24 protein-coding genes are annotated in these 26,611 nt (G+C 33.2%); 18 read left to right on the forward strand and 6 right to left on the reverse strand.

Annotation, left to right across the window (positions count from 1 at the left end; all coding sequences use genetic code 11):
* Positions 1–134: 134 nt before the first annotated feature.
* From FLACHUCJ7_RS20785 to FLACHUCJ7_RS20805, 5 genes are read left to right on the forward strand one after another with little or no spacing between them, the layout of a single operon-like run.
* Positions 135–1,118: a hypothetical protein gene (locus FLACHUCJ7_RS20785; RefSeq protein ID WP_180910296.1), complete on the forward strand. Its 984-nt coding sequence runs from the start codon at positions 135–137 to the stop codon at positions 1,116–1,118.
* Between the two features lie 42 nt (positions 1,119–1,160).
* Positions 1,161–1,652 (forward strand): DUF4280 domain-containing protein, encoded by a 492-nt coding sequence (locus FLACHUCJ7_RS20790; protein ID WP_180910297.1) that lies wholly within the window; start codon positions 1,161–1,163, stop codon positions 1,650–1,652.
* A gap of 3 nt (positions 1,653–1,655) precedes the next feature.
* Complete coding sequence (locus tag FLACHUCJ7_RS20795) at positions 1,656–4,739, forward strand: hypothetical protein (RefSeq protein ID WP_180910298.1); 3,084 nt, start codon at positions 1,656–1,658, stop codon at positions 4,737–4,739.
* 35 nt (positions 4,740–4,774) lie between these two features.
* Positions 4,775–5,395 carry a hypothetical protein gene (locus tag FLACHUCJ7_RS20800; protein ID WP_180910299.1) on the forward strand — a complete coding sequence of 207 codons (621 nt, stop codon included), beginning with the start codon at positions 4,775–4,777 and terminating at the stop codon, positions 5,393–5,395.
* Positions 5,396–5,400: 5 nt separating this feature from the next.
* Positions 5,401–6,318 (forward strand): hypothetical protein, encoded by a 918-nt coding sequence (locus FLACHUCJ7_RS20805; protein ID WP_180910300.1) that lies wholly within the window; start codon positions 5,401–5,403, stop codon positions 6,316–6,318.
* Positions 6,319–6,449: 131 nt separating this feature from the next.
* Here the strand turns inward: FLACHUCJ7_RS20805 and FLACHUCJ7_RS20810 are convergent, their stop codons facing one another.
* Positions 6,450–7,100 (reverse strand): DUF5661 family protein, encoded by a 651-nt coding sequence (locus FLACHUCJ7_RS20810; protein WP_180910301.1) that lies wholly within the window; start codon positions 7,098–7,100, stop codon positions 6,450–6,452.
* Between the two features lie 87 nt (positions 7,101–7,187).
* Positions 7,188–7,349 (reverse strand): DUF1328 domain-containing protein, encoded by a 162-nt coding sequence (locus FLACHUCJ7_RS20815; RefSeq protein ID WP_078230027.1) that lies wholly within the window; start codon positions 7,347–7,349, stop codon positions 7,188–7,190.
* A gap of 175 nt (positions 7,350–7,524) precedes the next feature.
* On the opposite strand from FLACHUCJ7_RS20815, the gene FLACHUCJ7_RS20820 reads away from it, so the two are divergent.
* The 4 genes from FLACHUCJ7_RS20820 (at position 7,525) to FLACHUCJ7_RS20835 (ending at position 10,406) form a co-directional block, all read left to right on the forward strand.
* Positions 7,525–7,839, forward strand: coding sequence for a hypothetical protein (locus FLACHUCJ7_RS20820; RefSeq protein WP_180910302.1), 315 nt, complete (start codon positions 7,525–7,527; stop codon positions 7,837–7,839).
* A gap of 1 nt (position 7,840) precedes the next feature.
* Complete coding sequence (locus FLACHUCJ7_RS20825) at positions 7,841–8,404, forward strand: 2'-5' RNA ligase family protein (RefSeq protein WP_180910303.1); 564 nt, start codon at positions 7,841–7,843, stop codon at positions 8,402–8,404.
* Positions 8,405–8,533: 129 nt separating this feature from the next.
* Complete coding sequence (locus FLACHUCJ7_RS20830; protein ID WP_078230030.1) at positions 8,534–9,460, forward strand: helix-turn-helix domain-containing protein; 927 nt, start codon at positions 8,534–8,536, stop codon at positions 9,458–9,460.
* Between the two features lie 181 nt (positions 9,461–9,641).
* Positions 9,642–10,406 carry an SDR family NAD(P)-dependent oxidoreductase gene (locus FLACHUCJ7_RS20835; RefSeq protein ID WP_180910304.1) on the forward strand — a complete coding sequence of 255 codons (765 nt, stop codon included), beginning with the start codon at positions 9,642–9,644 and terminating at the stop codon, positions 10,404–10,406.
* Between the two features lie 251 nt (positions 10,407–10,657).
* Here FLACHUCJ7_RS20835 and FLACHUCJ7_RS20840 read toward each other — a convergent pair whose 3' ends face one another.
* On the reverse strand, positions 10,658–11,122 hold the full coding sequence (locus tag FLACHUCJ7_RS20840; protein WP_230408889.1) for a hypothetical protein: 465 nt from the start codon (positions 11,120–11,122) through the stop codon (positions 10,658–10,660).
* Between the two features lie 194 nt (positions 11,123–11,316).
* Here FLACHUCJ7_RS20840 and FLACHUCJ7_RS20845 point away from each other — a divergent pair, with 194 nt between their 5' ends.
* Positions 11,317–12,036 carry a DUF4386 domain-containing protein gene (locus tag FLACHUCJ7_RS20845; protein WP_078230031.1) on the forward strand — a complete coding sequence of 240 codons (720 nt, stop codon included), beginning with the start codon at positions 11,317–11,319 and terminating at the stop codon, positions 12,034–12,036.
* 95 nt (positions 12,037–12,131) lie between these two features.
* Here FLACHUCJ7_RS20845 and FLACHUCJ7_RS20850 read toward each other — a convergent pair whose 3' ends face one another.
* Positions 12,132–12,842, reverse strand: coding sequence for a LytR/AlgR family response regulator transcription factor (locus tag FLACHUCJ7_RS20850; RefSeq protein WP_180910306.1), 711 nt, complete (start codon positions 12,840–12,842; stop codon positions 12,132–12,134).
* Positions 12,842–13,876, reverse strand: coding sequence for a sensor histidine kinase (locus FLACHUCJ7_RS20855; RefSeq protein ID WP_180910307.1), 1,035 nt, complete (start codon positions 13,874–13,876; stop codon positions 12,842–12,844). The genes FLACHUCJ7_RS20850 and FLACHUCJ7_RS20855 overlap by 1 nt, the downstream gene beginning before the upstream one ends.
* Positions 13,877–14,128: 252 nt before the next feature.
* Here FLACHUCJ7_RS20855 and FLACHUCJ7_RS20860 point away from each other — a divergent pair, with 252 nt between their 5' ends.
* From FLACHUCJ7_RS20860 to FLACHUCJ7_RS20895, 8 genes are all read left to right on the forward strand, one after another.
* Complete coding sequence (locus FLACHUCJ7_RS20860) at positions 14,129–15,610, forward strand: TolC family protein (RefSeq protein ID WP_180910308.1); 1,482 nt, start codon at positions 14,129–14,131, stop codon at positions 15,608–15,610.
* Between the two features lie 12 nt (positions 15,611–15,622).
* On the forward strand, positions 15,623–18,919 hold the full coding sequence (locus FLACHUCJ7_RS20865) for an efflux RND transporter permease subunit (RefSeq protein ID WP_180910309.1): 3,297 nt from the start codon (positions 15,623–15,625) through the stop codon (positions 18,917–18,919).
* Between the two features lie 102 nt (positions 18,920–19,021).
* Positions 19,022–20,101 carry an efflux RND transporter periplasmic adaptor subunit gene (locus FLACHUCJ7_RS20870; protein WP_180910310.1) on the forward strand — a complete coding sequence of 360 codons (1,080 nt, stop codon included), beginning with the start codon at positions 19,022–19,024 and terminating at the stop codon, positions 20,099–20,101.
* Positions 20,102–20,489: 388 nt separating this feature from the next.
* Positions 20,490–21,734 carry a DUF4419 domain-containing protein gene (locus FLACHUCJ7_RS20875; protein ID WP_180910311.1) on the forward strand — a complete coding sequence of 415 codons (1,245 nt, stop codon included), beginning with the start codon at positions 20,490–20,492 and terminating at the stop codon, positions 21,732–21,734.
* 202 nt (positions 21,735–21,936) lie between these two features.
* Positions 21,937–24,141 carry a S8 family peptidase gene (locus FLACHUCJ7_RS20880; protein WP_180910312.1) on the forward strand — a complete coding sequence of 735 codons (2,205 nt, stop codon included), beginning with the start codon at positions 21,937–21,939 and terminating at the stop codon, positions 24,139–24,141.
* Positions 24,142–24,307: 166 nt separating this feature from the next.
* The gene (locus tag FLACHUCJ7_RS20885; protein WP_180910313.1) at positions 24,308–25,117 is read left to right on the forward strand and encodes a hypothetical protein; all 810 of its coding nucleotides are present in this window, start codon (positions 24,308–24,310) and stop codon (positions 25,115–25,117) included.
* Positions 25,118–25,292: 175 nt separating this feature from the next.
* Positions 25,293–25,796 carry a hypothetical protein gene (locus tag FLACHUCJ7_RS20890; RefSeq protein WP_180910314.1) on the forward strand — a complete coding sequence of 168 codons (504 nt, stop codon included), beginning with the start codon at positions 25,293–25,295 and terminating at the stop codon, positions 25,794–25,796.
* Positions 25,797–25,801: 5 nt separating this feature from the next.
* A complete protein-coding gene (locus FLACHUCJ7_RS20895) occupies positions 25,802–26,119 on the forward strand; it encodes a hypothetical protein (RefSeq protein WP_180910315.1) in 318 nt (105 codons plus the stop codon).
* 212 nt (positions 26,120–26,331) lie between these two features.
* Here FLACHUCJ7_RS20895 and FLACHUCJ7_RS20900 read toward each other — a convergent pair.
* Positions 26,332–26,611 (reverse strand): transposase (locus tag FLACHUCJ7_RS20900; RefSeq protein ID WP_230408890.1); only part of this gene is annotated, 280 nt, incomplete at its 5' end.

Consider the following 26,611-nt stretch of genomic DNA (forward strand, 5'->3'; position numbering starts at 1 on the left):
AATAAGTAATCATTTCCTTATTTTAATTTTCACATGTAAGAAAAATACATATCTTTACTATCGTGTATTTATCTTACATTTTAATTGCTGAATCTAAATTGAAACGCAAAAAATTAGCCCCAAATAATTAATTTATGTCAGATTTAAAAAAAGTATTTTTAGAAAAAGATACTTTAATAGAATTCAACCGATTTTATCAAGGTAGAACTTATGGGTTTGTATGTCAAAACTTCGAAAATGATAATTTACTAAGCACTTTGCATTATAAGGTAGATATTATATGCATTGAAAGTTATGCTGAAAATATTATATCTTTTGAAATAAACAGGCAACAAATTTATATAGATAATCTAGCCCCTGATTTAAAAATTGAACAAATTGCCGATGCATGCTCACAGGCTATTTTTCCAATAAGAATAGATGTAACCAAAGAAGGCAACTTTATAGATATTACAAATCATCATGACATCAAAGAAAGATGGCCTTCAATAAAAGAAAAATTGTCTACATATTACAGAGGAGATATATTCCCTGAGATAATTCTCAAAACGGAAACAGTTTTAAATAATAAAATTTTATTATCCGAATCAATTTGTAAAACATGGTTTTTTCATCTTTACTTCAAACCATTGTACAAAATTTACAATCAAGGTAAATCACATAATTATGCCTGGGAATCTCCTGTATTTGGAAACCAAGTCATTTCTTATGACATACATCAGACGTTAGAGGAACATTACTCTGCAACAAATAAAATTTACATAAACATCAAAGGAGATTCTAAAGATAAAAGATCAATAGGCGAAGTATTGAATAATTACAGCTATCCAAAATCTGAAATGACAGGAATAAAATATAAACCTTTGGAATCTCACATGGAAGTGCAATATAAGTTGTATGGAGAAGATTTAAGTATCTTTTCCATAGTAGGAACTTATAACACTACAATCTCAGAAAAAAAACATAAAACTACCCAAATAGAAATTTATCATTTGCCTGAAAATAGTTCTTTTAGACCTTCATCAAAATCCAGGCACACAAACATATCATTTTTCGTTCGTGAAGAGGAACCCGTTAAAGAAAAAAAGAGTTTTTGGAGCAAATTTAAATTATTTTAAAAAATATACGATCCTAAATCAAAGTATAACAAACCTATTATTATGGCCGAAAAACATTTTGTAGTTCAGGGGGCAACCTGCCAATGTAAGTTTAGCGTTGAACCCAAAAAAGATACCTTAAAAGTAAAAACACATTCTAAGCATTATGCAAATGATAAAGACGTAAAGGATAAACTTATTGCAACAGATAAAGAAATTGGGCAAACATTAGAAAAAAACACTTTTGGCAAATGCAAAATGCAACCCAATGGAAGTGGAGATTATTTACCATGTCAGGCAACAATTACAAAATGGAGTGGTCTTTACGAAAAAGTAACTTTATCTAATCAGGGTAAAATATTACTCGAAGACAGCAAAGGAACTTGCCCTATTGGAGGACCCGACTGCATTATCATTAAAGATCATGGTCAAACTTCAGAAGTCTCTAAAAAAAATATAGAGAATAGTAAGCCTGAAGTGTTAAACGAAATTCTGCCGGGAGTAAATTTTGAAGATTTAGGAAATTCTATTTTAATGATTGAAAATAAAAATTAAACCATGAGCAAGAATTTACATTTAGTTCTAAAAACACCACTCACAAAAGATCAAAAATTTGATAAGGCAATGGGTTGTTTAACATTGTCCAAGGCAGGAAATTTTACAGTTGAAATCATACCTACCGATGGTTTTTATAGTGGTGCTCCAAAAAAACTGCCCCCTTTTGAAAAATTAACTCAGGAAGAAGTTTGGAAAATGCCTAATGTTGATGATCGGAAAATGTATGTAGCCGATCTTAAAAAAAGAGAGAAGAAGGAAGCCGAATATACTAAAGAAAAAGATGCTTTTAATGAAAAGCTTAATGAAGAACTTTCAACATTAAGCTGGGCTTGGGAAACTGTAGGTAATGGTATGAACGGAAAAATGATAGCCCACAATAACGATTTTACAATTGGAATGCCTAAAATTCCTGAAAAGCAAATTAATTTTCCTGAAATTTTGGTTGGTGGCGGCTTTGCGTGGCTTGAAGTTTTTACAAAGAATGATCCGGCTACAGGAAAAATACCACATGGTTTATTTGTTTGTGCTACCGGAATTCCTAAAATTGTTCGCGTTGCATGGACAGATCTTGATTGCAAACCTATTACAGAAAAAGTTAAGTTTGGTTCCAAGGTGCTTTTAAATATTTATACAAGCCATCTTTATGGCCAAGATTTAGAGGTTGGATTATGGGATAGAGACACAGCAGATTCAGATGATTTACTGCCAATTTCAAATATGGACAATTTTACAAGTGAAGCGTTAATATATAAATTGCTTCCTAACGAGATAAACAAAACCGGAATTTCTGGTAATCTAAAAGTAAATGGCAAATCGGAAACCCATGTTCAAAAAATAAAAATCGAGGTTTTAGTTGACAAAAAATGGGAGGCTTTAGCAGGAAGCAAGTTAAAAATTTATCCTTCTGTAAAATCACAAGAAACCGGACAGTTTTTAAAATTACCTACAAAAGAAAATTATTTTTTAGAAGTAGCTCCTGATGGTAAAATGACTGAAACTGTCATAGAAGCAACCAATAACCCTACTCTTGTTGGAAAAGTAGAAACTAATTTAGCCATTTTTAGACCATGCAGATATGATACCATTAAAGGTTCATACGCAAAAAACGCTGATAGAGAAAATAATGAGCCTGTTGAAATTGAAATTTTCAATTCAAAGACAGAAGCATCAAAACAAAAATTAATAATGCCTGTTATAGCTGGAGTAAGGGAAGCACGCAGAGATGTCAAGATTATATTAGATTCAAAAACTGACGAATGTCTTTTTATTAATGATAAAATTAAATCTCATAAAGGAAAAGTTATAGATTTATCGTTAATTCAAGGCAATATTGTTGTTGCAGATAGTACCAGAATTAATGAACATTTGATATTTAGTGAAAATAGTTTTAAAATTGGATGGTTAAATTTCAGCAAGGAAGAAGAAGGACATGAAGACACTAATGACGATAATGAAATCAGTGCTTCTCATACTCGTAGCACTTCTAGTTTAAAAAGCCCTATGGGTATTTCTAAAACGAGTAACTCAACATTATATAAAGATAAAAAAACCACGGGAAAATATCCTAATTCAGATACAGAAGTCGTTTTAGATATAGGATTTGATTATGGTAATGAATCTTCAGTTAGTTTGTTAAAGTATATTTGGCCTCTACGTCAAGGTGCATTACAGCATTATCCTATTATTTTGCAAACTTGTTGTTTTACAAAACAATTAGATATTGTTGTCTATCCTGATATAAAATGGATATTACAATTTTCATATGACTGTGATCCCGAAGAATTTCAGGAAATGAGAAACGAAGAATATGACAAATATTTGGTGCGGGTTGAAAAATTAGATGAAAAACTAAAACCAAAAGAGATTGCATCGAAAATCAACAAAATAGATCAGGATATTGCAAATGCAAATTTAGGTTTGAGTGAAGCTAAAAAAAAGGATAAGGAAAAATTTAAAAAATTAATCTCAAAACTAAATGAAAGAAAGAAACAGCAATTAAACATTCAAAAAAAATATAATAAAGATAAAACAAAAGCAAAAAAACAATATAAGGCAGACAGACCCGATCTATTTAGTTTTAAAGATAATGTTGAATCAGGATTGTCAGACCTGGTAGTATCCTTAAATGTAGAGTATGACCGCCCAGGAGAAGCAATTGAAATATCCGCAAGCTACAAAAGGTACATCAGTCTGGTAAAGCAAATTATTGAAATCACCAAAATGATTGAATTAATTTTGGATGGTAAAAAGAAATCAAAAAAGAAGTTAGATAAAAAATTAAAAGAAATTGATGAGGAAAAGGCCTCCGAGCAACTGGCTAAAATTGGTGATGCGTTAAAAGGAAGACCTTTATTTTCTTTTGATGTCATACCTCCTTCACTTGCAATATTAGGTTCTTGGTATGCTGAAAACCCTAAAGATATTCATAAGACCCAAGTGGGAATTGTTGGTGAAATTCAAGTTTTGGCAAAGCCATTAATCGGAGCATCAATAACTATGGATTTTTTAGCTTTAGCACAAAAAGCACATCCAATCGCAAGAGGGATTATTACATTAATTGACGTAGGAGCTGCTATAGGAGTAGGACCTGAAATAAATGTCAATTTAGAAGTAAGTGGACAATTAGAAATTAGCGGTATGCTTAGATATAACCATGCAAGCGGAACAACCAACCTAAACCAACAATCATTAGCTGGGGATGCTGAAGATGACAGTCCATTAACCGTAAATGGTGTTTTTGGTTTAAAATTAGAAGCAAATATTAAATTATCCAGAAAATATAGTAGCATATGGTTAGGAACAATATCAGCTTATGCAGAAGCAGGAGTTGAGGTAGTTACTGGTTTTACTCTATCTGGAGCTATAAAAGCAGATGATAAAGGTTTTTTCATAGATCCTCTATTAACTTTTCATGGTATAAAATTACAAATCACAGTCGCAGCCGGATACGCCGCTGAAAATTCTGAAGGGGGAGAATATTCATCTGGTGAAGAATCAATGGAATTTAATCTAGTTTTAATGCATGAATATGAAGGCAGCTTTGAAGACTCTAATGACAAAAAAATTCAATTTTATTTAACTTAACTCAGGACATTGTGAAATACATAAAAATAATTTACATGATAACTCTATTCTCTCAGATAACGAGTTGCCAAAACATTCAAAAAAAAGAAATACAGCCTAAAAAATTTAATTCTGAGGATTTGGAATTATATGATTTAATAAATGATGTAAAATCTATAAAATTGATACATATTGATGAACACATTGCAGGTATTAATTCATCTCAAATATACAAAGGTCAATATATGGGAATTGTAGATACTATAAAAATAACCTTTAACAAAAAAGGAAATATTATAAAAAGCAGTATAATGAGATACTCCATAAAAAATATGCTTCCAAATAACCCAGCGGTTCGCCATGACAAAGTTTTGTTAGATTCTACTTTTAACAAACATGGATTTGAAGATAATTTCTTTGATTATAAAAAATACATTGATTCTAATAGACGCTTGAAAATAAGTGACAAATATATTAATTACAGCTATAATGAAATTGGCGATTGTATCTTAATTAAGTACAAAGAAGAGTATAATTCGAGAAACAAAGAAGATGGTTACTCCTATTTTCAATATGAATACGATGATAAAAATAACTGGATTAAACGTACTATATATTATAATGAGGACAAAAAGGAAATCAGAGAACAAACGATCAGAGAAATAACATACTATTAAAAACAATGAAAAATAGTCAGGATATTTATTCCTTAAGCAAGGAAATAAACAGATTTGAAAAAGAATATCATTATGGAGCATATATTTATACCAATAATTGCTCATTTGAAATACTCATAAATGATTTGCCAATAGTTAATCATTTTATGCCATCAAATGCAACTTTAAAAGGCTCATACTATCCTTTAAACTGGCATATTTCTAAAGACGGAATTCAAAACATAACGATTAAAATGTATCCTGGTTTTAATCAGGAAGCAAATACATTTAATCAAATTTTAGAGAATAACTCAGCTATACAAATAAAAATAGTTAAATCATTTTTAGACAGTACTAACAAAATGGCTGATGAAGAAGAAGTTATAACCTACAACACTCCTCTAAATAAAATAAATGAGAAATTAGTTTCAGTATTTTCAGGCAGACCGTCTTATCAAGACAATTTTACATTTATTTCTGAAGTTCCTTATGAAATACAAACTTTAGAAAACTCAGAAATTCTTTTCACAGAAGACATAGAAAAATTAGAACAATTACAAGAACAGGTACTCACAAAATACAATCAAATTAGAGAAATATATCTATCCGGTACTAAAGACGAACTAGCTAATATAAATTATGATAAAGAGAAGAGAATTTCGCAGCAACTTTATTTATCATCTGCTGAAATAAAAGACAGATGGCAGAATGATTATCAATTCAGAACTGATCAGAATCTTGACTTTTTTGATTTAAAACCTATTGAGAAATTTACTGTCAAATTTTATGCTAATGGCAAGCTTGTGTGCTTACAAAAAATAAACAATAAAAAATCAGCACTTTGGGGAGGATTTAAACAAAAAGATAAAAAAGAAATTACGACAACTTATATTCTTCTTTATCTGCATCGTCAGAAAGGGAGCAATAGCTTATTTATATATTAAAAGAATTAAAAAAGGATTTCTTTAGAAAATTACCCTATTCTATCCAAACAAATAATCTCCCTTATAATCAACAACTTAATCCTAAAACACAAAAAAAGCCGTTTAATTTTAACGGCTTTACACTTTAATAATCAATCCCCAATTTTTTCCAGAGCCGGAATATCATCCATTTTTTCAAGACGTTCCGCCAGACCTGCTCTTGCTTCTGTAAGTTCTTCTTCGGCTTTAATCAGTTCCTTGTACCATTTGTCTTTTTCAAAACTGTCTGAACTTTCTATTTTACGCATGATTTCATAAATTTCACCTTCAGCTTCCATCACTTTTAATCTTTTATAATACGTCAGGCTTTCTGTCATATGAGCAAGTGCAATCATCGCAGTTAAAAAAGGATGGTTGTTGGTTACATTGACATCCTTAATTCTTCCATGTTCCAGTTCGACTTTAAGCGCAAAAGCAAATTCTTCCATATTAAATACTTCATACTTACTGTCCGGATTTAAGTAAGCTTTTATAGATTCAACATTATTCATCGTAGAAAGATCAACATCGGTTTCTTTTTCATCACTCAAATCTTTAAAAACCAATCTTCCAATTACTCTTGCTTCCTCAACGGTTGGATCATTATCCGGATTTTCAAAATCCCTGACCGACCAGTCCCAATTATCCGGATGAATCGGTTTTATATATTTTTCGCAAAAATCTGTAACATCATTTTTTAAGCTTACCATTTCCTCTTCTCTTTTGATGTAAACGTGCTGATAAGCGCCACTTTTTGTTGCCATGATTTTATGTTTTATTTTAAAATTGCAAACGACACATTTACCAAAATAAATGTGCCGTTTTTTTACTTTCCTTTTTTGAAGTTTTATCTAAATTTTTCTTCTTCCGCTAATTAATGACAGCAGAAATAATACAATAAATATAAAGAATAAGACTTTAGCGATACTAGCGGCTCCGGCAGCTATTCCTCCGAAACCAAATATTCCGGCTACTATAGCCAGGATAATAAAAATGACTGTCCAACGTAACATAATATTGATTTTTTAGTTAATACTGATTTTGTTTGTTACATCAAATTTCCATTTTTAACAGGAATTAGATTAACTCAAAACATTATTTTTTTATCGCAATCGAATGTTATTCTTAATGTAGATTAAGTCATTTTTAGCTTTTAAAAACTATTTTTGTAATGAAAACTATAGCATTATGAAAAAATATGACTTTTTAATATTAGGTAAAAATCAACCCATACTTGAAATTTTGCTAAGGTTAGTAAATGCAAATGAAAACTGGAATGCCGTTGGGTTTAATGATGAAGAATTAGCCAAGGATCACTTTTTACAGCATAATGTTGATTTTGTTCTATTAAGCTCTGCAATTGAGGATCATGTCGAAAAGGAATTTTCAGCATTTTGTTTAAAAGCCCATCCCAGAGTTGAAATCATAGAGCATTTTGGAGGCGGAAGCGGATTGCTTCAGTCTGAAATTTATGAACGGTTGTATAAAAAAGGAGAACTCTAAGATGGAGAAAAAGTATTCAGTTGCAATTTATCCTTCGCAGGATGTTATTGATGCTGTTAAAACAATGAAGGAGTATTTAAAAAGCAAAATCAACTGGTATAACAGTTGCAATTCGACTGCACATATTACGATCTGCGAATTCACAATTGACGATTCTCAAATTAATATCTTCAAACAAAAACTTGTTAAAGTTTGCGATACTTTTATACCTCTCCCTATTTATCTGGATCATTTTTCGTTTTATGAAAACAGCGGTGCCTTTTTTATTGCTCCCAATGAAGCTTCGAAAAACAATCTGAAACCAGTCATGAAAAAGATTCAGGAAACTTTGAAATCTTTAAAACTCAAAAAAAGTGATGATCCGCACCTGTCGATTGGCAGAAAACTTACATCTGAAAATCTCAAAATAGCCTCACAGCTCTTTACTACTATTGAGATTGATTTTTTGTGTAAAGAAATTGTCTTGCGCGAACTCGACCCTGTTAAAAAGCAGTTTTTTGTTATTGATACTTTTATATTTAATGGAAACGCACAGCCTGAATTTGTTCAGGGAAGTTTGTTTTGATTTTGTAAAATGTTAGAAGTTAGAAAGTGAATAAGTTTTACATTCTACATTCTACATTTTACATTCTACATTTTACATTTTACATCTCACAATTAGTTTTCGTATATTTGAATTTTACAATTCACACTTATGAAATCATTAGACTCTTTTTACGAGGATATTACCAAAGGCTCAACTGTAGAACCAAAGTCATTATTGCCAAGTGACATTCAGAAAGAGATTGGACATTTTAATGTTTTTGATATCAAAGATCTTTTAGAAAGGCTTTCCAGTAAATGCGCCGCCATGCCTTATGACCGACGAGCCTATTACAAAATAAGTTTAATTCGGGGGAAAAACAGAGCAGAATATGCCGACAAAATAATCGAAATTGAAAAGCAGGGACTTTTGTTTGCCACACCCAGGATACCTTACAATTATATCCCTCAGGAAACCAATCAGGCTGGACAATTTTGTGTGTTTTCGAGTGAATTTTTATCAAAAAATAAAAGTGGGATTGATTTAAACGAACTACCTATTTTTGCTTCAGACGGCTATCCTGTTTTCCAGCTTTCGGATGAAGAAGTTTCAGAAGTAGAATTGATTTTCAACAAAATACAAAAAGAAATCAACTCTGATTATGTCTATAAATATGATTTGATTCGGAATTATGTCGCTGAATTAATTCACTTTGGACAGAAATTACAGCCCATTACAGCTTTATACTCCAAACACAATTCGGCAGCAAGGGTTTCATCCTTATTTGCTGAATTACTAGAAAGGCAATTCCCAATAGAATCGCCACATCAGCGTTTAGAATTAAGAACTGCCAAAGATTTTGCAGAAAGGCTATCAGTTCATGTTAATCACCTAAACAAAGTTTTAAAGGAAAACACCGGAAAAACCACAACAGAATTAATCAGTTCCCGATTAACAAGCGAAGCCAAAATTCTTTTAAAACAAACCGACTGGAATATTTCTGAAATTGCCTATTCGCTGGGTTTTGAAGAACTGGCACATTTTTCGAATTTCTTTAAAAAACAAACCTCTTTAACACCATTAGCTTTCAGGAATTAATTTTGAAAGTTCAGTTTCAGATTTAACGTTTGGGTTTAAAATTGATATTGAATTTTGACATCGACATTGCTATTGAATTTTTAATTCTGATTTGAATTTTGCAAACATCGGTTTGATATTTACAATTGCATACACGGCTTTGCTTATACCTTTGTCATATCAATTTAAAACAAAATACAATATGGCAGTAAATACAAAAATCGCCTTGGTAACAGGCGGAAGCAGAGGTCTGGGAAAAAATATGGCAATCGCAATTGCAAAAAAAGGAATTGACGTGATTATTACTTATAACAGTAAAAAAGACGAAGCTGATGAAGTAGTCAAAGAGATTGAAAATTTAGGTCAGACAGCAGCTGCAATTCAGTTAAATGTTGCGGAGTCCGCTACTTTTGATTCCTTTATTGAGAACATTTCAACTGTTCTGAAAAACACTTTCAAAACAAATAAATTCGACTTTTTGGTAAACAATGCCGGAATCGGAATTCATAATTCATTTGCAGAAACTACTGAAGATGAATTTGACCTCCTGACTAATATTCATTTTAAAGGCCCTTTCTTTTTAACCCAAAAAGCATTACCAATACTAAACGATGGCGGCGGAATTGTAAATATTTCAAGCGGTCTGGTAAGATTTTCATTCCCGGGTTATGCTGCTTATGCTTCGATGAAAGGCGCTATCGAAACTCTGACACAATATCAGGCAAAAGAACTGGGCGAGAGAAAAATCAGAGCCAACATAGTGGCTCCCGGTGCTATTGAAACTGATTTTGGCGGAGGCGCTGTTCGTGACAATGATGAAATAAACCAAATGATTGCCGGTTTAACTGCTTTAGGAAGAGTTGGTCTTCCTGATGATATTGGCGGTGTAGTTGCCTTTTTATGTTCTGAAGAATCCCGTTGGGTAAATGGACAGCGTATTGAGGTTTCGGGAGGAATATTTTTATAATATTTTAGAAATTCAACCTGTTTTTCAACACATAGAAACATAGCTTTTTTTTTGAAAAGGTTAAAAAAGAGAAACTCATTTCTCAACACATAGCTATGTGTTTTTTAAATAAGTGAAACGTCTTTTACGTTTACAAAAACTATGCTTCTATGTGTTTTAAATTAACACTATGCTTCTACAAAAACAAAACCCGATAAGCTAAAACTTATCGGGTTTGTCGTTTAAATATCTGAATTAGTAAGTAAGCACATTTAATTTTTTTCGATACTCACATCGAATCCTCCGTTTTTATCAAAAATGAGATCGTAAAACTTTGAATCTTTTTCGACTCCAACTTCATAAGTAGTTTGGTTTTTATCATTAACCACTACTGCCATTTCTTTTATTGCTTTTGCCTGATAATTTTTCTTCAGGTAAATCTGTGCTTTTACCGGCAGCTTACTTAACGGAATCTGTAGCTCATACGCTTTCATATTTCCTAAGTTGTCATAAATCGCCAGTGCTTTCGTAGTATTGTTTACATTGAATTTTGCCTCATAACGAATTTCATCATTGTCGTCGCCAACATATTCTTCATACCAGACCGGTATTTTTCCCGGGTATTCTTTTTCAAAAGCAACTCTAACCAATTCAGTAGGAGTTACTGTTTTTTTCATATTCGTTCCTTCCTGTGCAATTAAAAAACTAAAGCTGAACAGAGCGAAAATTACAGACATTCTTTTCATTTTTTCTATCATTAAAAATTAATAAGTCCAAAAAATCAGTAATAAATTTACTACTTATAAATGAATTTAAAATGAAGTTTCAATGAAATTTTCAGTTTAAATTAAAAATAATCTGATTTTTAATTGATAAAACAAGTAACTTTTTGATGTACTAACCGTCTAATTTTGAAACCAAATCATCACCTATGAAAGACAAAACAAAATTTGAAACTTCTCCACAGCTTTATGCCCGAATCGCAGGGTTATTTTATTTACTCATCATCATAGCCGGTGCTTTTGCTGAAACCTTTGTCCGAAATAAACTAGTTGTTTATGGAGATGCAACCGCTACTGCAAACAACATTATACATTCTGAATTTTTATGGAAAATTGGCATTACCGCAGATTTGATTATGCAGATTTGTGATCTGCCTGTAATGATAATTCTCTATTATTTACTTAGACCTGTAAACAAAAAACTAGCACTCCTTAATCTTTCTTTCAATTTGATTCAGACCGCTGTTTTGGTTGCCAACAAATTAAATTTACTGGCAGCGCTTTTCTTTTTGGGAGATGCCGATTATTTAAAATCATTTAGTCCGGATCAATTGCATACGTTGTCTTATCTTTCTATAAAATTGCACGACTTTGGCTTCGGCGTTGGATTGATCTTTTTTGGTTTTGTATGTCTTATCGAAGGATATTTAATTTGCAAATCCGGATATTTTCCAAAAATATTTGGAGTACTGATGTCAATTGCAGGATTCTGCTATTTAACAAACAGTTTTGCTTTAATTCTGTTTCCGCAGCTTTCCAGTATTCTATTATTGATGCCGTGCCTTATCGCAGAATTAGCCTTAAGCTTATGGCTTATTTTTAAAGGAGTCAACCTTCCTGTTTGGAAAGAAAAGTTAGCCGTTAATTAATTTTGGAAACAAAATCAAAAAAGCCTGCAGGAAATGAATCTTAGCAGGCTTCTTTTTTGAAATAACTGAATTAGTAAGCACTTATTTCTGAATTCTTATATATGGTCTTTATTTTTTAGCCGGTCGGTCAATTCTCGTCGATAGGTAATACCAACCGGAAGTTTTTCATTTTTTATCACCACAAAATCTTTTTCACTTTCTTCAATTTTATCCAATGCAACGATATACGATTTATGAATGCGCATAAAGCTTTTCTCAGGCAGGCATTTTTCCAGTTCTGTTGTGGTAATAGAAGCCAGATACGTTCTTTTGACAGTGTGGATTTTTACGTAATTGCCAAAACTTTGGGCAAACAAAAGCTGGTCTAATTCGATATCCATAAAATAACCATCCACTTTTACGCTAACAGAATTTACGATTACTTCTTCTTCTTTGATTTTTACATTTTCTGTTGCGAAAAAACGATCGATAGCTTTTAGAAATCTCGGAAAATAAATGGGTTTCAACAGATAATCAATCACACCGTAATCATAACTTTCCAAAGCAAATTCAGAATACGCAGTTGTCAAAATAGTTTTAGGATGCGTTGGAATGATTTTCAGCAATTCCATTCCTGAAATCTCAGGCATATTAATATCCAGAAACATCAGATCGACTTTATTTTCGCGCAGATAATCCATCGCTTCAATGCCATTGTATGCCTGAAAAACGAGTTCCAATTGTGGATTCTGTTTGATATAATTTGCCAAAACATAATGCGCAGCCGGCTCATCATCAACAATAATGCATTTTTTGGTTTCCTTCATTATACAAACTTTTTCAGTTGCAATTTCAAATCAACGATGTAGGTATTTTTATCGTCCTGAATATCTAATTTATAGTCTTTTCCGTAAATTAAATTCAGACGTTCAATCGTATTTTTTAAACCAATTTTAGTAGAAACAACATCGGTTTTTTTCGGAATAGAATTCACAACATGCAGGTGCAACAAACCGTTTTCGACCGTGACAATGATTCTAACAAAACATTTTTCTATAGCGCAGGTTCCGTGTTTAAAGGCATTTTCGATAAATGCGATTAACAACATTGGTGAAACTTTATAAGCGTTTTCGTTGTCAATTTTACAATCGTAGGTAATATCACAACGATAGCCTACACGCTCTTTTTCGAGCTGAACATAGCTGTTTATAAATTCCAGTTCATCTTCAAGAGAAACACATTGTTTGTTATTACTTTCTAATTGATAACGCATTAATTGTGACACTTTCATAATCAAATCCGGCGTTCTTTCAGGGAATTCCAAACTAATACCGTAAAGTGTATTGAACGTATTGAATAAAAAATGCGGATTCAATTGTCCTTTTAATGAATTCAGCTGCATTTGATTGAACAGCAAGGTTTCATCTGTTTGTTTTCTATGGATTCTGTAGAATTTAAACACAATTATCGGACTCAAAATACAAACCAAAGTCCCCAAAACACTCGCCAATTGATACACATAGCTTCTTTGATGCGAATTTTGGTACAGATGACAATTGCTAAACATCTTCAGCATCGTTATTTCATACAACAATACAGAAAAGACAAATACACCAAAAAGCGTTAGAAATACATAAGTTAAAGGACGGCGGGTTTTGAATAATATAGGAAGAAGAAAAAATCGGTTGAATTGGGCGTGCATGTATAAAATAAAGTAGAAAAAAACACCCATTAAAATAGAAGTAAAAGAACTAAATAACATCCAGTCATTCTTCAATGTATAAATTGTAAATGAGAAGAGGACAACGGCAATTTCCTGCCACCATTTGTTGTCCAATATGTTATCAAATTTTTTATTCATTTTTAAATTTAAATAGTTTACAAAGTACGGACAAATATTTAATTTCTTTTTCCAAAAAATGACAAATTCAATTGGTCATTTAGTATTGCATTACATCATTTAAGAAGGCAAATATCGATGCAAGTGAAATAATTTTGGACTGTAATATCACATCTAAATTTTATGTATTTCAAAAAAACTACTTTAACTCGTTGGTTGCAATTAGTTTTTAGTTTTAATTTTTCGTCAGTTCGAGTGTTTTTCGATAAAAAAATGTATCGAGAACAAGAAAAATTAAAACTAAAAACGGTTCTCGATACATTTTTTGCTCCCTTTCACTCCACAAAAAACACTCGAACAGACGTTTTTAACAAGAGTTCAAGAGTTGCTTTACTATTTTTCCTGATTTTTGCCTCAATCGGTTATTCACAAACCTTATCCTTAAAAGAAGCGATAAAAACAGGTCTTGAAAATTACGGATCAATCAGGGCAAAAAACAATTATACCAATGCTTCGCGAGAAACCCTAAAACAATCCAAACGCGATTATTTACCGAATCTAAATTTATCTGCGCAACAGGATTACGGAACGATCAACGGGCAAAATGGTGCCCTTTACGGATTTAATGGTTTGGCAGCTGCTTCTTCAGGACCTGCATTGCCGGATCAAAACTGGAATTCCGCTTTTGGAGCACTTTATTTAGTGAATATGAACTGGGATTTTTTCACTTTCGGAAAAGCAAAAGAAAAAATCAATCTGGCAAAAGTCGATGTTCAGGCCAAAGAAAACGATCTAAAGCAGGAAATGTTTCAACACAAAATTAAAATTTCTGCCGCCTACCTTAATTTATTGGCAAGCCAAAGATTACTGATTTCGCAGCAAAAGAATTTAAGCCGTGCCGAAGTTTTCAAAAAGACAGCCGTAGCCCGTGTTAAAAACGGATTATTAGCTGGAGTCGATTCTACTTTGGCTACAGCCGAAGTTTCAAAAGCTAAAATCGCCTTGAATCTTGCCCGCAATTTCGTTAAGGAACAAAACAACAAATTAGTCGATTTGATGGGCGTTGCACCTCAGGATTTTGTTACCGATACAGTTTTTGTAAACCAGATTCCGAAAGCATTATTATTAGCCGAAAAAACAACTGATAGCCTTCATCCGTTATTGCAATTATATAAAACCCGAATTGATTACAGCAATCAGCAGACTAAATTATACAAGCGATTTTATTATCCTACGATGAGTGCTTTTGGGATTTTACAGACAAGAGCTTCAGGTTTTGACTCGGCTTATGCGACAGATCAGACCGCTTTTAACCGAAATTATTGGGATGGCGTAAATCCGGATCGTACCAATTATTTGATAGGAGTTGGAATTACCTGGAATCTGACCACACTGTTCCGAATGAGCAAACAGGTAAGTGCCCAGAAATTTGTTTCGCAAGGTCTGCAGGAAGAATACAATCAGGCAGACAGAGAATTAAAGTCGCAATTGAATTTTGCTGAAGATAAAATCAAAATCACGTTGGAGAATTATGCCGAAGCGCCCATTCAGGTCAATGCGGCACAAAGAGCGTATTTGCAAAAATCGACTTTATACAAAAACGGTCTGACTGATCTGACAGACATCACACAAACGTTATTCACCTTAAACCGTGCCGAAATCGACCGTGATATCGTCAATAACAATGTGTGGCAATCGTATTTGCTAAAAGTAGCCGCAACAGGCAATTTCGACTTATTTATAAATGAATTTTAATTATAGATCCTAATGAATTTAATACGTTTTGCACTCCGCAAACCCATCTCCATATTAGTATTGGTTGCGGGTCTGTTTTTCTTCGGAATTGGTGCCATCAAAGACATTAAGGTAGATATTCTTCCAAAGATGAATTTGCCGGTAATTTATATTGCACATCCTTTTGGAGGGTATACACCGGACCAGATGGAGGCCTATTTTGCCAAAAATTATGTCAACATTCTTCCTTTTGCCAATGGCGTAAAATCGGTAGAAACCAAGAATATTCAGGGGTTAATGATCATGAAATTAACCTATTATGAAAACACGAATATGGCGCAGGCTGCTGCCGAATTAAGTTCGCTTTCGAACCGGATTCAGGCGGCATTTCCTCCGGGAACACAGCCTCCGTTTATCATTCGTTTTGATGCTTCTTCCCTGCCAATCGGTCAATTGGTTTTAAGCAGTAAAATACGTTCCAACAACGAATTGCAGGATTTAGCGAATGTTTATGTTCGTGCGTCGTTTACTTCGATTCCCGGTTTATTATCTCCGGCTCCCTTTGGCGGAAGCCCAAGAACGGTAGAGGTTAACGTAGATCCGGATTTATTGCGCTCACATAACCTGACACCCGATCAGATTGTTGAAGCAATTCGTGTGAACAACCAGACGGCTCCATCCGGAAACGTGAGAATTGGTGATATCAATTACATTTCGCCAACCAATAATACGATTAAGGAAATTAAGGATTTTGAGCAGATTCCGTTGTTTAAAGGCGGGGTTCAAAACCTGAAATTAGGAGATGTTGCGACGGTAAAAGATGGTGCCGATGTTACAGCAGGTTATGCTTTGGTTAATGGAAAACGTTCGGTTTACATCAGTATTGCAAAAGCAGGAGACGCTTCGACCTGGGATGTGGTTCAGAAATTAAAAGCCGAATTACCTAAAATTCAGAGTACACTTCCTGAAGACGTACAGTTATCATACGAATTTGACCAGTCGGTTTATGTCATCAACTCGGTTAAAAGTTTAATTACCGAAGGAATTATCGGAGCGGTTTTAACCGGATTAATGGTTTTATTATTCTTAGGTGACAGGCGTGCGGCGTTAATCGTAATCCTGACAATTCCGATTTCGATTATTTCCGGCGTTCTATTCCTGAAACTATTCGGACAAACAATTAACTTAATGTCGTTGAGCGGACTGGCTTTGGCAATTGGAATTTTAGTGGATGAAAGTACCGTAACCATCGAAAATATCCATCAGCATCTCGACATGGGAAAACCAAAAGCACTCGCGATTTGGGATGCCTGTCAGGAAATTGCGTTGCCAAAATTATTGATTCTGCTTTGTATTCTGGCGGTTTTTGCGCCGGCCTTTACGATGGTCGGAATTCCGGGAGCTTTGTTTTTGCCGTTGGCGTTAGCGATTGGTTTTTCTATGGTCATTTCGTTTTTATTATCCCAGACTTTTGTGCCTGTAATGGCGAACTGGTTAATGAAAGCGCATCCAAAACACGAACATGCACCGGAAATCACAGATGATGAAGCCGAATTCAACGCCTGCGGATTAACACCTGAATCTGAAAAACAGCTGATCACTCAGAAAAAAGAGTATGTTGAAAGAACGGATACAGATGGCAACGGAAAAATTGGTGCTTTTGAGCGCTTCCGAATCCGTTTTATGAGAACGCTGGACAGACTTTTTCCATACAAAAAAATAGCTGGTTTAACGTATTTAATTGGAATTACGGTTCTTGCTCTGGTCTTCTTAACCTTTATTGGAAAAGATGTTTTTCCGAAAGTAAATTCAAGTCAGTTTCAGCTGAGAATGCGTGCTCCCGACGGAACCCGTTTGGAACGCACCGAAGAAAAAGCCATTTTGGTATTGAAAGAAATAGAGAAAATGGTATGTAAAGAACACATCGGAATTTCGTCTGTCTATGTAGGTCAGCACCCGTCGCTGTTCTCGATTAACCCGATTTATCTGTTTATGGCAGGTTCGCATGAAGCGGTATTTCAGGTGAGTTTAAAAGAATACCATACCGATATGGATGATTTTAAGGATGACCTTCGTGCCAGAATTAAAAAAATCCTTCCTGATGTAAAAATCTCTTTTGAACCTATCGAATTGACAGATAAAGTGTTGAGTCAGGGCTCTCCTACTCCAATCGAAATTCGAATTGCAGGAAAAGACAAAAAACGAAATGAATTATATGCCAATCAAATTGTAGAAAAACTACAAAAAATAGCCTATTTCAGAGATGTTCAGATTGGACAGCCTATTCATTATCCGGCCATGAATATTGACATTGACAGAACCCGTGCTGCCGAATTAGGCGTTGATATGAACGACATTTCGCGTTCGCTGGTTGCTGCCACCTCATCATCAAGATATACAGAAAAAAATACGTGGATCGATGAAAAATCAGGTCTGTCGGTGAATGTTCAGGTTCAGGTTCCGTTGAACCAAATGAAAAGCAAAACCGATATTGGAGAAATTCCGGTATTAAAAAACTCGCTTCGTCCTGTTTTAAGTGACGTCGCCAAAATTACACCCGGCATTGTAAGCGGTGAAAATGACAATTTAGGGGCAATGCCATACATTACGGTTACAGCAAACATCAGTCAAACCGATTTGGGGACGGCGACTAAAGATGTGGCTGCAACAATCAGTTCATTAGGCGAATTACCACGTGGCTTGTTTGTCACGCCAATTGGACTGAGTAAAGTATTGGAAGAAACATTAAGCAGTTTACAAGTAGGATTATTGGTTGCCATCTTTGTAATCTTTTTAATGTTGGCCGCTAATTTCCAGTCATTCAAGGTTTCGCTAGTTATTTTAACCACGGTTCCGGCGGTAGTTTTAGGAGCGTTATTAATGCTGACCATTACAGGTTCAACCCTAAACTTACAATCGTATATGGGCATCATTATGTCGGTTGGGGTTTCGATTGCGAACGCCGTTTTACTGGTTACCAATGCCGAACAACTGCGAAAAATAAACGGAAACGCCTTAGAATCGGCTCGTGAAGCGGCAGCACTGCGTCTTCGTCCGATTATCATGACTTCGGTGGTGATGATTGCGGGAATGTTTCCTATGGCGATTGGTCATGGCGAAGGAGGCGATCAGGTTTCTCCGTTGGGTAGAGCGGTTATTGGCGGACTATTATTTTCGACCTTTGCCGTATTATTAATCCTGCCGTTAATTTTTGCCTGGGCGCAGGAAAAAACCACAACACAATCTGTTTCTTTAGATCCTGAAGACGAAGAAAGCATCCATTATATCTCATCAATAAGTAAGTCGAAAGTCGAAAGTCAAAAGTCATAAAGTTGAAAGTCTCATCGTGCTGAAAATATCTCGACACACCTTTTTCCTTTCCGCCTATTTATTAAAAAAGACATTATATCATATTTTATATAAAATCATAAAATGAAGACTAAAATACTACAACCAACCGCGCTGTTTTTTGCAGCACTACTTTTCCTGAACAGCTGTAATTCCAAAAAGGAGGAAGTGGTTACGGCAGCAATCGAACCTAAAACAGAAACGTTTCTTTTAGAAAAAGAAAAACTGACTACCGAATTGCGTTTGCCTGCCGAATTAACCGGTTTTCAACAAGTGGATCTGTATGCCAAAGTGAGCAGTTTCGTAAAAACATTAAAAGTAGATATTGGTTCAAAAGTAACCAAAGGACAGCTTTTGATCGTTTTAGAAGCTCCTGAAATCAGTTCACAGCTGGCAGCAGCACAATCCAGACTAAAATCGATGGAAGCGATTTATGCGACCAGTAAAAGCACCTACAACCGTTTGTACGAAACGAGCAAAGTTGAAGGAACAATTTCTAAAAACGATCTGGAAATGGCAAGCGGAAAGAAAAACTCCGATTACGCACAATACCAGGCAGCCGTTGCAGCTCATAAAGAAATTTCGATCATGAGAGGTTATCTTGAAATCCGCGCTCCTTTTGATGGCGTTGTGGCATCCAGAAACGTGAATTTAGGAACCTTTGTTGGTCCTACATCAAGTTCGCCATTATTGACGATTCAGCAGCAAAACAAATTGCGTCTGGCGGTTTCAGTTCCGGAATTGTACACCGGATATTTACACAATGGCGACGAAATGAGTTTTAACGTAAAATCATTGCCGGAAACTTTTAAAGCGACCATCACCAGAATGTCCGGTGCTTTAGATTTGAAACTGCGCTCTGAAAGAGTCGAAATGGACGTTCACAACACCAAAGGAAATTTATTACCCGGAATGGTCGCCGAAGTGCTATTGCCGCTTAATGCAAAAGACAGCACTTTTGTAGTGCCAAAATCGGCTTTGGTGAGTTCTGCCGAAGGTTTGTTTGTGATTAAAGTACTAAACCACAAAGCCACAAGAGTCGATGTAAAAAAAGGAAGGGAAATCGAAGATAAAATCGAAATATTCGGTGATTTGAACCGCAAAGACAGACTGATAAAAATCGCCAGCGAAGAAATTAAGGAAGGCGATGTCATAAACGAATAACCTGTACGCATTTAATTAATTATTGATTTGTTCGAAAGTGCTGTAAGACTTATGTTTTGCAGTACTTTTTTTATTTAGGAGCTGGTTCCTGCTATGCGCCATATATTTTTCTTGCTGGCAGCAGCAAGAAAAAGGATGCCACTACTGTCAGGGCTATAGCACGAGGTTTCATAAACCAAACTAATAAAAGATTTTTTTAGAATTTCTATTTTATCATTTGTAAGAAAAAAACAATATATTTGGAAAAATAATAAGAACCAAAACATGCGCATAACATACCTATTTAGAACAAAAGAGGTTAAATTTATTCGTATATAAACGAGTTAGCGGCAAGGCGTGAAAAACGTAGTTTAAAGAACTGAAAAATTATTTAAAAACCAATTATAAAATGAGATACATTTTTACATTATTATCACTATTATTAGTTTCGAATTTAATTGGACAAGTTAAAATAAAATGTGATGATGTTAAATTAGCGAACAAACCTTTACCCGAAGTTACTTATGTTAAAGCTATCGAAAAAAGAATTAATGGACAATTCGAGGCTTGCGAGTTTAAACTCAGAAACGAGATGTTTGTAGAAACTGAAATTCATCCATTTGTTTCGACACTTTATATGGCATACTCTGATCATCGACCGGTAAGTATAAGTCCAGATATGATTTGGCTATTAATTTGTCAAGGATTTTCTACACACGTAAATTTGAATACCGAAGAGTTAAGAAATAAATTTGTTTCATTCAACGATAAAAAAAAGTTAGTTGTTAATACACAATTTATTAATGATAAGTTCAAAAAAGGAAGTAAAAATTCACCTTGGGAGTTGGCATTTCCAATTATGGCTGATTCTATATCTAAATATGTAAAAAAAGACATTCATAGTTTATATGTTCAATCATTCAGTACAACAACTCCAACTGAAAAAGCAGCTTATGAAATTGCACTGTTAGACGTAATGAGTGGATATTTTGAATATGAATATGCAACAGCTTGTGGAATACCAGAAATTAACATAGAAGGAACAAAACTCGATTGGATAAAAATTAAAAATAATTTAAATAGTCTAAAAGGCTATGGAATTGATAAATGGATAAATTCATTAGAACCAATAATTCAACAATTTATAGATGCAAGCGAAAGCAAAATTGACAAAACATTTTGGGAAAATATCTTTAAAAGAAAAGACGAAAGTGGTGGACCATATATTACAGGTTGGATTATAAAATTTTTCCCATATATAAGCAATGGAAGTCAAGAAATGATTCCTAATCCTTACATAAATAAAGAGCCAAAAGAATTTATGGAAGGATTAGAAACAAATCAATTCAATAATGGACTTTCAAAAGCTAGTTTTATTTGGAATTATTTTGGTAAAGAATATGAAATGGAATTTTTAGCTGGATTTGTTGGAATAAAACAAGATAAAAACTCTTTAACTTTAAGACCTGAAATAGGTTGGTTGGTTAAAGATAAAAATATTAGTAAAAAAAAAGACGAAACTAATGAATTAGGCAAAAATGAAAACCCAACACCTAATATATCATTCAAAGACAATAGAAAATATATATTGCCTTTAATTTTTGTTATATTAATTGGAATTTTTATTGTATTTAAAATGAAAAACAAAAAATAAATCAAAATAAATAAAGCCCAGCCGCTAACAGCAGTTTGGCAAAATGGCGGGTTTAGTGCTAAAATGAAGTTCAGTTTTTCAATTGAAATTTTGTGCTAACAGAAAGTTAAGGACTTCAAAGTCCGCCACTTCGCCAAGCTGCAAAACGTTAGGCACAATGTTAAAAGAACCGACGAGAATTCAACATATTAAAATATAAACTATGAGCGATGATAAATTTCATTTCGAAATTCCAAAAGAAAACATTCGAAACGAAAAATATGAAAAAACAGGAGGAGGTATTTCGGTTCAAAGAATTGATCACACTGAACATGGTTTAAATTTACATACTCAAACTTTAAAATTAAAAGAAGTTGAACTTTCCAAAAAGGATTTTAAATACACTTCTGACTTATATATTCAGTTAGAAACACCGGCAGATATTTCCATAAAAAGTCAAAAGCAAAAAATAGAGCATTTGGGTTTTGAAATTTTATCGTTTTCAAACTCTAATAAATCAATAGGAACTGCAAGGATAAAAAAAGAAGTACTTCCTGTTTTTGAACAAAAACTAATTGAATACATTGAAAGTCCTGAAAATATTGGCAAAACATATTTTTCGCCAATCGAACAAATTTCAAGTATTCCAGTTGAAAATAAAATTAAAACTGAAATAGATTTTAATTCTGATGAAGAAATTTCAATAATAATTAATTTATATAATATTTTAGCTCGCAAAGAAAGATTTGCTATAAACAATACTATTGTTGAAGAAATAAAACAATATACGGAAAATGTAAGTTTTAGAAATTTTTCAAATGGAATCACTTCTATTGAATGCACAATTAAAAGTAGATTTATACCAAAAATAGTTTCTGAATTCACAACAATAAAAGAAATTAAAGCGAATCATACATTTTTTGTTGAAAGTTCAATTCCTGCTGAAATAATGCCTAATCCATTAAAAATAAATCCAGTACAATCTGATTCTGTAATTTGCATTATTGATTCCGGAGTTAATAATACAAATGGTATTTTTGATGCAATAGTAAAAGATCGAATAAATTATCTACCTCTTGGCTCTGTAGATTGTGGATATAATCACGGGACATTTGTTGCAAGTAGATGTGTGTTCGGCGACGAACTCGATAGCTGTTTAGGAACTCATATGCTAGATCCATATTGTTATATACTTGATGTGCCAGTATTTGGGATTGATGAATTTGGTAGTACTAAAAATCCAAGTGAATTTGAATTAAGGATTGCAATCGAAGAAGTAGTAATTGGAAATCATGAGAAAGTTAAAGTATACAACTTGTCACTTGGTATGCCTCACCCAATTAATGACTTTGAATTTTCAGAATTAGCTAAACTTTTAGATTTTCTTTCAAAAGAATATAAAGTTTTATTTGTTATTGCAGCTGGAAATATAAACAAGGCTTTAGGAGATTTTCCAAGTGATCATTTCAATCATTTAGAATCTAGAATTGGTTGTCCTGCTGAATCATTACTTGGATTAACTGTTGGATCAATTGCAAAGTATAGTAATAAAAATTCTCTATCTGAACACAATGTTCTTTCAGCATTTTCTCGTATTGGTCCAGGAGCTGATAAGGGAATAAAACCTGAAGTTGTTGCACATGGTGGAAACCTTGTTACGCCATATACTACAGCTCCACGTGTTTCAACATATGGAATAAGTGCAGATGGTAAAAGTCTTGCTTTAGATGTTGGTACAAGTCATGCAGCACCAATAATTTCACAGTATGCTCAACAATTATTTGATTATTATCCAAACAGTGATCCAAACTTAGTTAAGGGACTAATTTGCCATTTTAGTGATAATAGAGACATACATGAGGAACTAACAGAAAATAATTCAAAATATGTGGGTTTTGGTGAACCAAATATAGAGAAAGCAATTAGGGCAAACGGAAATAATGCCGCATACATCTTTGAAGGTGTTTTAGACCAAGAAAATTATCAATATATTTCATTTCATGTCCCAAGTACTTTAGCCGCCGAAGAAGAAAATTCAAAATTAAGGATCAAAATAACCATAACTTATGATCCATCGGTAAATCCAGACCATGAAGCAGAGTATTCAAATTCAAGAATATCTGCAAAATTGTTTAAACCAACAACGGGAAATTTCATGCCAATAAACATTACAGGTGATGATAGTTATAATCTACCTTGGAATCCTATTATTCAATTTGAAAAATCATTCACTAGATCATATTTAGTTGGTCAATGGGACTTGCGGTTAAGACTTTATACAAGAGGGAATATTGAAGATGATTACAAACAAGATTATTCGGTTGTAATTGAAATAATTGATGATAAAAGCAATACTGATGTATACAAAGACGTGGTAAGCGAATTTGGAAAAATATATAAACCTATTAAAATTAATGTCGCTGCATAAATAAAAACACTGTGCCTAACACACGCTACAAGCAATTTGGGCATTTGGCTTAATGGATAAATTGGTTTGTATTTAGAAGATTTGGCAAATCCGAAGATAAGGCTTAATTTAATCCCAAACTGCTTGTAGCGCGAGAACGTTAGGCGCAATTGACAACTGACCGGATATGAATGAGGAATTATTTACTAAAGAAGAACTAAAACAGATAATTGAAGAAGCAAAAAATCCTTGCTATTCAGAAAAAAATTTAATGCATATTGGTTCGAGTAAATTATCAATTAGAGGTGTATCTCAAACTAATGGTTTAATATTAGTTTATGGAAATGAATCAACTGGCTACAAACACATAAGAGAAAGACATTGCCATTCTTCAAGAAAACCATATTGGCAAGACAATCGTATTGATAATCCAACAAAATTCAATCCAAATACTGCTCCAATAGATTATTTATTTATTGCTTCTAGCATTTTTAAAGCTGAAAATAAAAATATTGAAAAGAATAAGAATCCTAATTCTTTTGATTTATACATTGGTTTGTGTAAAGATAAACTTGGAACTGAATTGGAATATAAATTAATTCTATATAAAAACTCAAAAGTAGTACACACTTTATTTGTAAATGGCAATAAAAAACCTTTCAATAAGAAAAAAATACTGAATTTGAGACAAGGATTCGTCAGTAGTAGTCACGATTTAATGAATTGTATTCAAACTTTTAATTTCTCTTATTTCAACAGTGAAGATATTCCACTATTCAAAGTTATAATTAGGATTCTTGAAGTTGAAAAAAAAGAGAAATGGTACATCCAAATTAATTTGAACGATGGAACTCCACATTTTACAACTTTTGTTAAGGAGCTCTTATGCGAACATGAAATGCCTGTAACATTTAAAATGTTCCAACTTGATTATACAGACATAACGTGGCTTGAAAAAATTATAAAACAAATAAGTGAAAAAAAATATACGTTCTAAATCAACTGCGCCTAACACACGCTACAAGCAATTTGGGCATTAGGCTTAATGGGAAGTTGGTTTTGTATTTGGAAGATTTGGCAAATCCGAAAATAGGGCTTAATTTAGTCCCAAACTACTTGTAGCGCGGGAACGTTAGGCGTCACTTTCCAGCTGTAGAAACCAAAAAATAAATATGAAAAAAAACCTATTTATAATTATATTATTTATTGCAAATTTTTGCTATTCGCAGAATGAAATAAAAGAAAGAGAACCTTTTGTTTTGAAATTAGCTGTTGACAACGAGCAGTTTTATCAAATGGATATTCCAAAATCAAATTTTTTTGTAAAAGAAAATATTATTCAAATTTACCCAACAGAAAAATTGAATGTTGAAGTTGAAATTAAAAATGATACAATATACTCGATGAAAGTCGTAGACAAAATTGTAGAACCTAAAAGAACTATACAAATTGAATTCTTACAGAATGTTAAAGATAAAAAACCTGAAGGAATGATGTTGAAAGTTACTAACCCATTTGACCGAAAACTAAATTATAATGCAATGATGTATATTGTTGGGCATAACAAATGGCTTTCGACAAGTATAATTCCAATTTTACCAAATTTGGTTAATTATGAAACTTGGAATGATGTAATTATTACATTGGTTCTAGAAAAATGGAGATTTGAAAAATAAAACTTATGAAAATAATTCCACTCATAATTTTAATCTCTATTTTGATTGTTGTTTTCATAATTTACTTTAAGTATTTCCGCCGTTTAAGACCTAAAGAAAATGGATTTGAATTTGTTTATATCGAAAATAATGGGACAGTTAGAGAATTAAAAGATGAGGAGATAGAGTATTTAAAAGAAGAATTTCATCCAAATGATGGTGGAAGACCATATATTAAAACAAGTTATAAAGATTTAACTCCAGATGGGAAAATATCAGGATTTATCTATAGAATTAGAGTTCCGAAAAATATAACAATTGAAAAAGAAAAAGCGAACGCCTAACACACGCTACAAGCAATTTGGGTATTAGGCTTAATGGAAAAATTGGTTTGTATTTAGGAAGATTTGGCAAATCCGAATAATGGGCTTAATTTAGTACCAAACTGCTTGTAGCGCGAGAACGTCAGGCTGTGAAAAAACCTCCTTTTTTCATTATTCCCATAAAAATTAACGACACTACAATTCAAATAAAGCCTTCTGAGAAGGGTATTTTTTTAGGCTGCAAATTTCATTGGATAAAAAATATACGTTGTATTAAGCTTTAAATACCTCCTTTTTATTAAAAACAAGACTTTTGCCTTGTAGGGTGAATTCCATTTTTGAAGTTTTGCAATAAGTTCGGGAACGCCCAGTATATTGATACTGCGTTTGATGTTATAGACCAGCATAATTAAGCTGTGTTCTCCGTTTACTTTTTCCAATCCTGTTAAATTAGTGTGATTATAGCCCCATTGCCGTTTGATAGTCCCAAAGATATGCTCGTTGATTTCCTGA

Source organism: Flavobacterium salmonis (assembly GCF_903819435.1).
Taxonomy (GTDB): Bacteria; Bacteroidota; Bacteroidia; order Flavobacteriales; family Flavobacteriaceae; genus Flavobacterium; species Flavobacterium chungangense.

What these genes read in the sequence shown, in the direction of transcription:
- FLACHUCJ7_RS20785 (WP_180910296.1), top strand. Translation starts at nt 135, where the DNA reads ATGTCAGATTTAAAAAAAGTATTTTTAGAAAAAGATACTTTAATAGAA.
- FLACHUCJ7_RS20790 (WP_180910297.1), top strand. Translation starts at nt 1,161, where the DNA reads ATGGCCGAAAAACATTTTGTAGTTCAGGGGGCAACCTGCCAATGTAAG.
- FLACHUCJ7_RS20795 (WP_180910298.1), top strand. Translation starts at nt 1,656, where the DNA reads ATGAGCAAGAATTTACATTTAGTTCTAAAAACACCACTCACAAAAGAT.
- FLACHUCJ7_RS20800 (WP_180910299.1), top strand. Translation starts at nt 4,775, where the DNA reads ATGATAACTCTATTCTCTCAGATAACGAGTTGCCAAAACATTCAAAAA.
- FLACHUCJ7_RS20805 (WP_180910300.1), top strand. Translation starts at nt 5,401, where the DNA reads ATGAAAAATAGTCAGGATATTTATTCCTTAAGCAAGGAAATAAACAGA.
- FLACHUCJ7_RS20810 (WP_180910301.1), bottom strand. Translation starts at nt 7,100, where the DNA reads ATGGCAACAAAAAGTGGCGCTTATCAGCACGTTTACATCAAAAGAGAA.
- FLACHUCJ7_RS20815 (WP_078230027.1), bottom strand. Translation starts at nt 7,349, where the DNA reads ATGTTACGTTGGACAGTCATTTTTATTATCCTGGCTATAGTAGCCGGA.
- FLACHUCJ7_RS20820 (WP_180910302.1), top strand. Translation starts at nt 7,525, where the DNA reads ATGAAAAAATATGACTTTTTAATATTAGGTAAAAATCAACCCATACTT.
- FLACHUCJ7_RS20825 (WP_180910303.1), top strand. Translation starts at nt 7,841, where the DNA reads ATGGAGAAAAAGTATTCAGTTGCAATTTATCCTTCGCAGGATGTTATT.
- FLACHUCJ7_RS20830 (WP_078230030.1), top strand. Translation starts at nt 8,534, where the DNA reads ATGAAATCATTAGACTCTTTTTACGAGGATATTACCAAAGGCTCAACT.
- FLACHUCJ7_RS20835 (WP_180910304.1), top strand. Translation starts at nt 9,642, where the DNA reads ATGGCAGTAAATACAAAAATCGCCTTGGTAACAGGCGGAAGCAGAGGT.
- FLACHUCJ7_RS20840 (WP_230408889.1), bottom strand. Translation starts at nt 11,122, where the DNA reads ATGTCTGTAATTTTCGCTCTGTTCAGCTTTAGTTTTTTAATTGCACAG.
- FLACHUCJ7_RS20845 (WP_078230031.1), top strand. Translation starts at nt 11,317, where the DNA reads ATGAAAGACAAAACAAAATTTGAAACTTCTCCACAGCTTTATGCCCGA.
- FLACHUCJ7_RS20850 (WP_180910306.1), bottom strand. Translation starts at nt 12,842, where the DNA reads ATGAAGGAAACCAAAAAATGCATTATTGTTGATGATGAGCCGGCTGCG.
- FLACHUCJ7_RS20855 (WP_180910307.1), bottom strand. Translation starts at nt 13,876, where the DNA reads ATGAATAAAAAATTTGATAACATATTGGACAACAAATGGTGGCAGGAA.
- FLACHUCJ7_RS20860 (WP_180910308.1), top strand. Translation starts at nt 14,129, where the DNA reads ATGTATCGAGAACAAGAAAAATTAAAACTAAAAACGGTTCTCGATACA.
- FLACHUCJ7_RS20865 (WP_180910309.1), top strand. Translation starts at nt 15,623, where the DNA reads ATGAATTTAATACGTTTTGCACTCCGCAAACCCATCTCCATATTAGTA.
- FLACHUCJ7_RS20870 (WP_180910310.1), top strand. Translation starts at nt 19,022, where the DNA reads ATGAAGACTAAAATACTACAACCAACCGCGCTGTTTTTTGCAGCACTA.
- FLACHUCJ7_RS20875 (WP_180910311.1), top strand. Translation starts at nt 20,490, where the DNA reads ATGAGATACATTTTTACATTATTATCACTATTATTAGTTTCGAATTTA.
- FLACHUCJ7_RS20880 (WP_180910312.1), top strand. Translation starts at nt 21,937, where the DNA reads ATGAGCGATGATAAATTTCATTTCGAAATTCCAAAAGAAAACATTCGA.
- FLACHUCJ7_RS20885 (WP_180910313.1), top strand. Translation starts at nt 24,308, where the DNA reads ATGAATGAGGAATTATTTACTAAAGAAGAACTAAAACAGATAATTGAA.
- FLACHUCJ7_RS20890 (WP_180910314.1), top strand. Translation starts at nt 25,293, where the DNA reads ATGAAAAAAAACCTATTTATAATTATATTATTTATTGCAAATTTTTGC.
- FLACHUCJ7_RS20895 (WP_180910315.1), top strand. Translation starts at nt 25,802, where the DNA reads ATGAAAATAATTCCACTCATAATTTTAATCTCTATTTTGATTGTTGTT.